The following is an 11,867-nucleotide window of genomic DNA, read 5'->3' on the forward strand; positions in this document are numbered from 1 at the left end:
ATACAGAAAGATTCCAAGAAAAACTTCACGGCCTTTCCCCGATAGAATATCGGGAAAAGGCCGTGGCATAATACTCTTTTTATTACTGTCTACTTGACAGGGAGATGACCAGTTAATCCTCTCTTTTTTAGTTTTATTATTTTGATTGGTTCATCCCAAGTGCATGCGGATGATTCATCGGTTGTTTCACAATCAATAATCTCCCAAATAACACTATATTCATTATTTTTTCCAGGTCCAACTTGAAAATTGAGAAATTCCCCACTGTGTAGATCATATTTTAATTGAATTTTGATTTCGGCTGTTTGGGCACATACTCCAGAGCCTGATATACATTCTCTAAAGCATTTGGCACTTGAAATAATGTGGCATTTAGGATGCGAATTCGCCGCCTAAAATAAGAGAAGAGATGGTTAGAAATTTGCGTTTGTTCACATACTTTTTGTTGTAACAGTAAAGAAAAATATGTTGTAAAAACAAAACCGCTTTTGTATTTAAGTCCTCAGGGCTAAGTAAAGTACCTGTCGTAGCATGAAGCCACAAAGTTTGCTCATGTTTGTAACGAGAGGAAAAAGGAAGGATTTCAAGAATGAACTTAGCAAGAAAAATGGCATATACAGTATTACATTTTATGGTGAAAACAAAGTAAAAGAATCCAACGTTTAATGAAGGATTCACATACCAGGTGTTCGTTGGCAAAATAGCTTTACCAAAGGAATTGAGTCTCGACCACTCAATTCTTTTTTAGGTTATAAAAAAGAATGTAATTTGTCAAAAAGCATTTGTTATAGAATAAATAACAAATGCTTTTTGTTGAACTTCAATTGAACACTTTCTATATTTTGTGCTATTTCTTCAACAAAATCCAAAGCATTCTCTTTAACATCTGAGTTCTCTATAGATATCTCTTTTAGTAATTCTATTTAGTAGAATATTCCCCCGTATAGCATCATTATTGGGTCCGGATTCCATGAGATTGAAGTTAAGATATATTGAAAAGATCTTATTGAGATTTCTTGTCAATTTCTCATAAGTTTTCAGTTTATTCGGAAATTTAGTGGTTTTAATTTTACAGTTTAGTGAAATAGTGGGTTTGAAGATAATTTAAAACGTCTGCAGGACAATCGTTATGGATATAAGATGAAAAATATGGTATATGAATAGCAAAACGTAACGGAAAATCAACAACATGAACGGAAGGGTAAAACAAGACTGTAGCATATGTAATTCCTCTGGAATGGATTCACGTATAGATCCTCATCTAAACTAAAAAATTCACATATAATTTCATTTATGTTTAAAGTTTAAAAGCTCACCATAGATTATTTATAGAGAATGCAATTATAAATGCAAGAAAATCTAATTTAAAATTGAAAATTCGTTCTATTTTGGTTAGATATGGAATAAATGAATTTTATTTCTCAATATTCACTGTATGTCACTTTTTTGTTTTTTTCTATATGATATTGGAAAAAGTATGCTTAATTTCATAACATAAAACCCCTACAAAATTATTACTCTACAAATTAATTTCTTAAAGAAAACTTCTTGTGAATATGTTACTAACTACATAAAGTGTAATATTAACAGAATTATTACCAAATTATTAGGTTTTTAGAATAAAAATGAGTGCTCAAAATATCATTGAAATCCAGGAATAGAAATCGTAATTAAAATTTTTTGTTTTCTGTCAGGTATGTAAATCACTTTAGCTACTTTATGGGTAATTTCATGTGTTTTTTCTTTTGCTTAAGTTTATGAAATAGGAGTATTAGCTCTAAGTATTGTAGCTAAGAGTATGTAAAGCATAGAAAATACGAATTAAACAAAATAGGAGGAAAGTGAAAATGAAGCATCAAGATGATAGTAAAACTGGTTTGGAAATAGCGATTATTGGAATGGCAGGTAAATTTCCAGGTGCAAATGAAATAAACCAATTCTGGGATAACCTAAAAAATGGTGTTGATTCAATTTCTACATTTACTGAAGATGAGTTAATTAAAGAAGGTGTTAATTTAGATGTTTTACAACATCCTAATTTTGTGAAAGCAAAAGGGTATTTGGAGGAAGTAGAATATTTTGATGAATCCTTTTTTGCTTATACACCTAGAGAAGCGAAAATAATGGATCCCCAAATCCGTATGTTACAGGAAACAACATGGGAAGCATTAGAGATGGCAGGTTATAATCCATTTGATTATGAAGGATTAATAGGGTTATACGTAGGAGCATCTACTAATTTTAATTGGATGAAGCACACGCCATTATTAAACAGTGATAGTGTGGTTGAGTTTTCAGAGGCAGGTACTCTTTCCTATAAAGATGCGATTTCAACGCTTACATCCTATAAGTTGGGACTTAAGGGACCGAGTTTTACATTGTATACAGCATGCTCTACATCTCTTTTGAGCATTCATCTTGCATGTAGATCATTGTTAACTGGAGAATGCTCTATTGCAGCTGCAGGTGGAGTATCTATAACGTATCCTAAAAAGAATGGTTATAAATACCATGAAGGAATGACAAGTTCACCTGATGGCAAAGTACGTACTTTTGATGCAGAAGCCCAGGGTGCAGTTTTTAGTGATGGTGTAGGTATGGTAATACTAAAGAGATTAGAAGATGCGATTGCTGATGGAGATACGATATATGGTGTAATTAAGGGATCAGCAGCAAATAATGATGGAGGTCGAAAAGTAGGCTATACTGCTCCGAGTGTTGAGGGACAGGCTGAAGTAATTCAAGCAGCTCATAGTTTTGCTGAAGTTGATCCTTCTACAATTAGTTATATAGAAACACATGGGACGGCAACGCCATTAGGGGATTCTATTGAAGTAGAGGCTCTAAAGAGAGCGTTTCAAGATGTGGACAAGAAATCTTTTTGTGCAATTGGTTCTGTTAAGAGTAATGTAGGTCATTTAGATACAGCTGCAGGGGTGACGGGACTTATAAAGACAGTTTTATCTATGAGGCATAAACAACTCCCGCCAACTTTAAATGTGAAGCGCCCTAACTCGAAAATTGATTTTATAGATAGCCCATTTTATATCAATACTGATTTGGTGAATTGGCAAAGTGAAGATAATGATCTCCTTCGAGCAGGTGTGAGTGCTTTTGGATATGGTGGAACTAACGTTCATATTGTATTAGAAGAAGCGCCTAAAGTTAAAAGTTCTGCTTCTACTAGAGAGAAAAAGTTAATGGTTCTTTCTGCTAGGTCAAAAGAAGCTTTAAATAATGCTACAGTAAATATGGTCCAATATCTGGAATCTAATAAAGATGTTGAATTAGCAGATGTAGCATACACATTGCAAACTGGCCGTCGACCATTTCCGTATAGAAGAGCGGTCTTATGTAAGGATATAGATAGCGCTATAGACAATTTAAAAACAGTTAAAGATTTTCACGTAAAAACGCAAGAAAATCCAGATTTGGTATTTGTGTTACCTAGCGAATACTCATCAATTATTGAGAATGTAAAAGAACTATACCAAAAGGAACCATTATTCTTACAAGTATTTGAGCGTAATATGACTGATGCCCAAATGTATACTGGAAAGGCATTGAAAGAAGCATTCTTTAAAGGAACAGATGATAGCTTGGTTGAAGATTTAACCTTTTTCGTCTGCTTGCAATCGATTATTGATGTATTAATTGAATGTGATGTACGTCCTTCTAACATTATTGGCACAGGCTTAGCTGGAATGGTTTCAGATATTTATAATAAATCTCTTAAGCCAGAAGATGTCCTGAATCCATTAGTTGAGAACTATATAGAGTTACAGACAGAATGGACGCATGGAGAAAAAGTAGAACTTCTAACACAAGTTAAGGATGTAGATCCTAATTTTGTGATTGTACATATTGGAGAGTTATTAAATTCTGAAATTAATAATAATCAGATTATTTTACAGAACGACTTGTTAGAGGTATTGGGACAAGCGTGGGAGTTAGGGGTAGAAATTAATTGGAGTAAACTGTATGAAGAGGAATATAGATTACGTATTGCCTTACCAACTTATCCTTTTGAGAAAAAACGATATTGGATAGATCCAGCAGAACAGCAAAATATAACTAATAGTGAAGAAACATCGATAAAGAAACGTTCTAATATAGCTGAGTGGTTCTATACTCCAGGTTGGACGGAAAAAGAAATTGTAGATGTAACTAAAGGATCTACTAAAAGTTGGTTGTTATTTTTAGACAACGAGCATATAGGCTTAGCTCTTAAAGAAAAACTTGAAAGAGATGGACATCGTGTTATAACAGTCGGTGTGGGTCCTTCATATAAAAAGATTAGTTTAAATGAATTTACAATATGCCCTACTGAACAAGAAGATTATTATCAGTTATTTAATGAGCTACAAAAACAAGAGTGTTTACCAGAGGAGATTGTTCATCTATGGAATGTGGATAATAAGGATTTAGGTATCGAGACCTTAGATACTGGATTCTATTCATTAATATCACTTGCAAAGACAATTAGTAAATTTAATTTACTTTATCCTATCAATATAAATGTTATGACGAATAATATGCAAAAGGTAGTAGGAGACGAGTCTATTATTGCAGAAAAATCTACTCTTTTGGCTCCTATAAAAGTATTTCCGCAAGAGTATCCAAATATTAGATGCCGTAGTGTAGATTTTATGTTGTCTGATAATGAAGAAGCATTAATATCAAACTTATATTCTGAGATTCAAACGGACATTATTGACACTGTAATAGCAATTCGAAATAACACTCGTTACATTCGAATCTATGAGCCTATACCTGATGAAAAAGTAAGTGAAATGCTAGTAATAAATGAAAATGAATCAGCTTCAAAAATTCCGAATATTCGATCGGAAGGAGTTTATTTAATTACTGGTGGAATGGGAGGAGTAGGCCTTAAATTAGCAGAATATTTGGCGCGTACAGTAAAGGCTAAACTAATATTAGTTAGTAGAACAGCTCTTCCTGATCGTGAAGAATGGGATCAAATTCTTCAATCACAGATTGAAAATGAACAATTATGTCAACGTATTAACCATATTCAGAAGTTGGAGTCATTGGGAGCAAAAGTAATGACAGCTGTTGCAGATGTAGCTAATGAAGAGCAGATGAGAAACGTGATTCATCAGGCTGAGGCTAATTTTGGTCACATAAATGGGGTAATTCATGCAGCAGGTGTCTTACGTGTTAAATCAGCTCAGTGTCCAATGGAAAAGATAAGTAGGATTGAATGTGAAGAGCAATTTCTTCCTAAAGTACATGGTGTGCTAGTTCTTGATAAGCTATTAAGTAATTATGATCTTGATTTTTGTTATCTTGTTTCATCACTTTCACCTATTTTGGGTGGATTAGGTTTTGTAGCCTATTCAGCAGCAAACCTTTACTTAGATAGTTTTTCAGACAAAGTGAGTTATACATCTAATAATCGATGGACCAGTATTAACTGGGGAGATTGGCAGTACACGGGAGCTCAACAGGTTAATAAAATATTCAATGCTCAAAGTATAGAAGCGCTTGAAATGACATCTGAGGAAGGACAAAAAACATTCCAATGTGTGCTTGGTTTAAGTGGTTTAAATCAGGTAATTATTTCTTCAGGAGATTTAAATAAACGTTTTGATCAATGGATTAATCTGAATTCTCGTAAACGAATTTCTGGATTGGAAACTCAAACGAAAACGGGAGATAAGTTCAGAAATCAAGATGAAGTAGAGGAAATAATTACAGGAATTTGGAAAGAGTTTTACAGTGTTGATACTGTAAATGTAAATGAAAATTTCTTTGATCTTGGTGCAACTTCACTTCATATAATTCAAATTCATGAGAGATTAATTAATAGATTAGAAAAACAGATTTCAATTGGAGTTATGTTTGAGTATCCAAGTATTCGTTCTTTAGCGAGATACTTAAGTGGAGATAAGCAAAAGAATCAAGTTAAACATACAAAACGTTTTAATCGAAAAACGAAAGAAGATAACGATATTGCAATTATAGGAATAGATGGGCGTTTTCCTGGAGCACAGAATGTAAATGAATTCTGGAATAATATAAAGTCTGGAACAGAGTCTATTCAATTTTTTACAGATGAAGAGTTAATTGAATCTGGTGTGAATCCTATGGAAGTAAAAAGCCCTAATTACGTTAAAGCGAAAGGGTATTTAGAGGGTACTGATAATTTTGATGCTCCATTCTTTGATTATACACCTCAAGATGCATCATTAATGGATCCACAACTACGAGTATTTCATGAATGTGCGTGGTCTGCCCTTGAACATGCTGGATATAATATTGAGACATACCCGGGCCTAATTGGTGTATATAGTGGGGCATCTCCTAACTTATATTGGCAAGTGTTATCTACTCTTTCAGAGGCAAATGAACCAGCTGGGCAATTTTTAATTTCATTACTTAACGACAAAGACTCGCTTAGTACTCAAATTTCTTACAAATTTAACCTTAAAGGACCAAGTATGAATCTCTTTACGGGATGTTCAACATCATTGGTGGCTATTCATAATGCATGCCAAGCATTATTACAGGGGCATTGTGATATTGCTATAGCTGGGGGAATTACATTAACTCAACCTGAAAAAGCAGGTTATACCTACCAAGAAGGAATGCTGTTTTCTTCAGATGGTCATTGTCGTCCTTTTGATGAAAATGCAAATGGAATGCTTTTTGGAGACGGAGTTGGGATTGTTGTCCTGAAGCCTTTACAGGAAGCTATAAATGATGGAGATACTATACATGCAGTAATAAAAGGAACAGCGATCAATAATGATGGGAATCGGAAAATTGGTTACACTGCACCTAGTGTAGAGGGCCAAGTAGAAGTTATTAAAATGGCGCAACATGAAGCAAATGTAGAACCTGAGTCCATTTCCTATATTGAAACACACGGAACTGCTACTAAACTAGGAGATACCATTGAGATCAAGGCGCTTAGTGAAGTGTTTAACTCTAATGAAAAACAATCTGTACCAATCGGATCTGTTAAAGCAAATGTGGGCCATCTAAATGCAGCGTCCGGTGTTGCTGGTCTAATTAAAACGGTCTTTGCGATGAAAGATCAGGTTCTTCCGCCAAGTGTGAATTTTACAAAACCAAACACGCAAATTGGATTTGAAAAGACACCGTTTTATGTAAATCAACACTTAAATGAGTGGAAAGAGGATAATAAACCATTACGTGCAGGTGTAAGTTCATTTGGTATTGGTGGTACAAATGCACATATTATTTTGGAGGAGGCACCAAAGCTTGAAGCAACCTCAAATAGTAGACCATACCAGATGTTAATGATTTCGGCAAAATCGAAAGATGCTTTGGATCGTATGACTTTGAATTTAGGAAATCACCTTGAACAGAATCCTCATGTGAATTTAGCTGACGCTAGTTATACATTGCAAATTGGACGTAAGGAATTCAAGCATAGGAGAGCTTTAGTTTGTTCCAGTACCCAAGAGGGAATTGAACAATTAAACCAGCCAGAAGGAAGAAGAGTACAATATGCAAATGTAAAAGAGGAACATCCTAAAATTAACTTCCTGTTTTCTGGGAACGGATCGCAATATGTAAACATGGGGTTAGAATTATACGAACAAGAGGCAATTTTCCGTGAAGTTATGGATGAATGCTTTGCAATCCTACAATTTGTTACGAATGTAAACATGAAAGAAGTGTTATACCCAACTACTTTCAGTATTGATGAGGCGACGGAAAAATTGAAAAGAATGGAATTTAGTCAACCAATTCTTTTCGCGTTTGAATACTCAGTTGCGAAACTATTAATGGGTTGGGGAATTAAACCTGAAGCAATGATTGGATATTCATTTGGTGAATATGTGGCTGCTTGTTTAGCAGAAGTATTTACTTTGGAAGATGCGCTTAAATTGGTTGTAAAAAGAGGTCAGCTAATGAGTAGTCTTCCTGCAGGAGTAATGCTTAGCGTTCCACTTCCAGAAGAGGAATTAATTCATTTGATTAATTCTTTTGAAAAAGAATATCAACATACCATTTCTTTAGCGGTAGTTAATGGTCCAGCTTGTATAGTTTCTGGGACAGAAGAAGCAATTGTAGATTTTGAAAATGAATTAAAGAAAAAGCGTTTAATGTGTATGCGAGTAACAATAGAAGGAGCAGCACATTCACACGAACTGGATTCAATTCTGGACGAGTATGCTTCCTATGTTAGTACATTAACACTCAGAGAACCTAAAATACCTTATTTGTCAAACTTGACTGGTACTTGGATACGACCTGAAGAAGCAACAAACCCAGTTTATTGGGTAAAACACTTGCGTGGAACTGTTCGATTCTCTGATGGAATTCAAGAGTTGAATAGGGACAATACAAGTCTATTCATCGAGATTGGTCCTGGAAATGATCTTAGTAGGCTTACTAGTCGCCTTTTAGATTATGAAAATGGTAATGAAAGAATATTTAATACGGTTCGATCCGTTCAACAAGATGTATCAGATATGTATTTCTTATTTAGTCACATCACTCGAATGTGGGTAACAGGTATTTCTATAGATTGGGAACAATTTTATAAAGATGAGAAGAGAAGACGTATCCCATTACCAATGTATTCTTTCAATAAAATATCTTATAAATTACAAGGTAATCCGTATGATTTAGGTCAAAAGCTTAATAGTAAGCAATCTAAAATTAGTAAGAATAACAACATTTCTGAATGGTTCTATACGCCACAATGGAAAAGTTCTACATTGTTTGAACCAAATCATGATGTGAATGAGACATGGATTGTTTTTGTAGATCAAGAAGGATTAGGTAATGAACTAGTTAAGGACTTATTAAATAAAGGGCAGAGAGTAGTTACAGTAGAACCTGGCTTTGGTTTTAATAAGGAGAATAACGATCGCTTCATTATAAATCCTGAAGAACGTACAGATTACGTTAAGTTATTGGATGAAGTACAAGAAATATGTGGTTTACCTACAAGAATAGTTCATATGTGGGGAATTACGGATGAGGAAAGACAAGCCTCAATTGAATATGTAAATTGTAAACAAAACTTAGGATTCTATTCAATTTTTTACTTAGCTCAGGCACTAGGAGACAAGAATATCTCTGATTCAATCTCAATTCGAATCATTACAAATGGTGTTCAACAAGTGTTTGGTGATGAAGAATTAATTCCAGAAAAATCAACTGTACTTGGAACGTCATTAGTTGTTCCGCAAGAGTATTCTTATCTTTCTTGTTCAAGTGTTGATGTTGTTTTACCTCTAAACAAAGAATTGAAGAGTAGGCTAATAAATCAATTAGTAGAAGAATGTCTTTCAAATACGAATGATAAAATGATTGCTTATCGAGGAAATAAAAGATTTGTTCAAACTTATGAGCCTATACAACTAGAACAGCCAGCTAAAGAGAAATTGCCTTTACGAAAAAATGGAGCTTACCTTATTACAGGAGGACTCGGAGGTATTGGTACAATTCTTGCGAAACATTTAGCTCAAACTGTACAAGCCAACTTAGTTCTTCTTACACGTACTGGTTTGCCAAATCGTGATGAGTGGGATATGCATTTGAAGGAAAATACGATGTATTCGGACAGAATTCGTAAAGTTTTAGAGATAGAAGAAACGGGATCTAAAGTTTCTGTACTTGCTGCTGATGTTACAGATCAATCACAACTATACGAAGCAATTTATAAGGCAGAACAAAAATTTGGAAAGATTAATGGTGTAATTCATGGTGCAGGTATTCTTGGTGGAAAGACTTTTAATTTGATTCAAGAACTTGAAAAAGAGGACTGTGAGGAACAATTTTCTGCAAAAATTTATGGTCTTATCAATTTAGAAGAGTGCTTACGAAATAAAGATTTAGATTTTTGTGTTCTAATGTCTTCCATTTCAGCGGTCTTAGGTGGATTAGGTTATGTATCATATGCTGCTTCAAATATATACATGGATGTTTTTGCACAATATATAAATCGTTATTCCAACCTGCCTTGGATAAGTGTGAATTGGAGTGATTGGAAATACTGGGAAGATGAAGAAAAAGATATGCAGATAGGTGCAAGTGTACATGAATTATCTATGACACCTGAAGAAGGAGTTCAGGCCTTTAATATAGCACTGTCATGGAAACAAGGGGAAGTACTGATTCATTCTCCAGGGGAACTGCAAGCGCGTATTGATCAATGGGTGTTATTAAATTCTTTCAATGATGAGAAGGAAGAAGAATTAGATTCTACGTTATACCATTCTAGACCACAACTCTTGACTGAATATGTAGCACCTCGTAATGAGGTAGAAGAAAAGCTTTCAAAAATTTGGAGAAATATATTTAAAGTTTCAGAAGTTGGTGTTCATGATGATCTTCTGGAACTAGGTGGAGATTCACTTAAGGCTATTACTATTGTTTCAAAAATTCATAAAGAGTTTAATGTTGAAGTTCCTATTAAAGAACTCTTTACTCTATCAAATATTGAGAAACTAGCAAATTATATTTCAAGGGCAGATAAGAGTGAATTTGATGTTATTGTTCCAGCTGAACCTAAATCTTATTATCAGCTTTCTTCAGCTCAGAAGAGATTTTATGTATTACACCGATTGTATCCAGAAAGTACAGCTTATAATGATACTTCCGTTATTCTTCTAAATGGAAAATTAAACATTGAACGTTTAGAAAAGGCGTTCACTCAATTGATTAAGCGTCATGAGATATTTAGAACTACTATTGAAATGAAAAATGATAAACCGGTACAAATTATTCATGATCATGCTGATTTCCATATTACTCAAATTGAGGGCTTTGAATCTGAAGTGGAACAAATAATTAATGAGTTTATTCGCCCATTTAATTTTAATAATGCTCCATATTTCCGTGTAGGGTTAATTAGATTGGAAGAACAAAAACATATTTTAATTATTGATTTACATCATATAGTAACCGATGGAGTTTCCTATGATATTTTCGTTAGAGATCTATTTGCGCTTTACTCTGGAGAGAAATTACCAAGCTTAAAAATACAGTATAAGGATTACTCAGAATGGCAGCAGAGTGAAAAAGAAAAAGAAATTGCTCTCAAACATGAACAGTATTGGCTAGAGCAGTTTAAAGATGGTGTACCTGTCTTGAATATGCCTACAGATTATACAAGACCTGAAATAATAGATCTGAAAGGTAGTAAAATATCCTTTACTATTGATTCCAATGTTACCAAGAAAATTAAGCGTCTATTAGCAAAAGAAGAAACAACATTATATACGCTAATGCTCTCTGTATATAATATTTTGCTAGGTAAATATACTGGCCAAGAGGATGTTGTTATTGGTTCACCAATTACTGGTCGCCCACATGCGGATTTACAAGATATTATAGGAGTATTTGTAAACATGTTAGGGATAAGGAATTATCCAAGAGCTGAACAAAGTTTTACTCAATTCCTATTTGAAGTAAAAGAACAGGTCTTACAAGCGTTTGAACATCAAAAATGTCAATATGAGGACCTGGTTAATCAATTAGGACTTCAAGGAACGTATAATAGGAACCCACTTTTCGATGTTTCATTTGTTATGCAAAATATGGATGCAGATCATATGTTTATCGATGGTTTAGAACTAAAGACATATGATCACGACTTTAAGCGCGCGCAAATGGATTTATTGCTAAGAGTGGTTGAATTGGAAGATACAATTGAACTAACTATGGAATATGCAACCTCTTTATATACTAGGGACACGGTTCAAAAGTTATGTGAGCGTTATGTTGAGATTTTTGAACAAATTGTAGATCATCCTGAAATTTTATTAAAAGATATTTCATTTAAACAAGAAATTCAAGAACTGCAACCAGTTAAGGTATCAGTAGATTTTGGGGATTTTAACTTTTAATTGATTATT

General features: G+C 33.9%; 2 protein-coding genes and 1 pseudogene. 2 read left to right on the plus strand and 1 reads right to left on the minus strand.

The genetic code is table 11. The features are described from left to right. Positions 1-71 (plus strand): IS3 family transposase (locus ACTFO4_RS24830; RefSeq protein ID WP_325782447.1); only part of this gene is annotated, 71 nt, incomplete at its 5' end. 120 nt (positions 72-191) lie between these two features. Here the strand turns inward: ACTFO4_RS24830 and ACTFO4_RS24835 are convergent. Continuing rightward, positions 192-537 (minus strand): annotated as a pseudogene (locus tag ACTFO4_RS24835) (transposase); the annotation flags it as partial. A 1,310-nt stretch (positions 538-1,847) separates the two neighbouring features. On the opposite strand from ACTFO4_RS24835, the gene ACTFO4_RS24840 reads away from it, so the two are divergent. Next, positions 1,848-11,858: an SDR family NAD(P)-dependent oxidoreductase gene (locus tag ACTFO4_RS24840; protein ID WP_440014487.1), complete on the plus strand. Its 10,011-nt coding sequence runs from the start codon at positions 1,848-1,850 to the stop codon at positions 11,856-11,858. Positions 11,859-11,867: the final 9 nt, after the last annotated feature.

This window comes from Bacillus cereus group sp. MYBKT14-1 (assembly GCF_051915185.1).
Taxonomy (GTDB): domain Bacteria; phylum Bacillota; class Bacilli; order Bacillales; family Bacillaceae_G; genus Bacillus_A; species Bacillus_A cereus.

Coding starts and splice junctions, on each gene's coding strand:
- ACTFO4_RS24840 (WP_440014487.1), top strand. CDS start 1,848: ATGAAGCATCAAGATGATAGTAAAACTGGTTTGGAAATAGCGATTATT.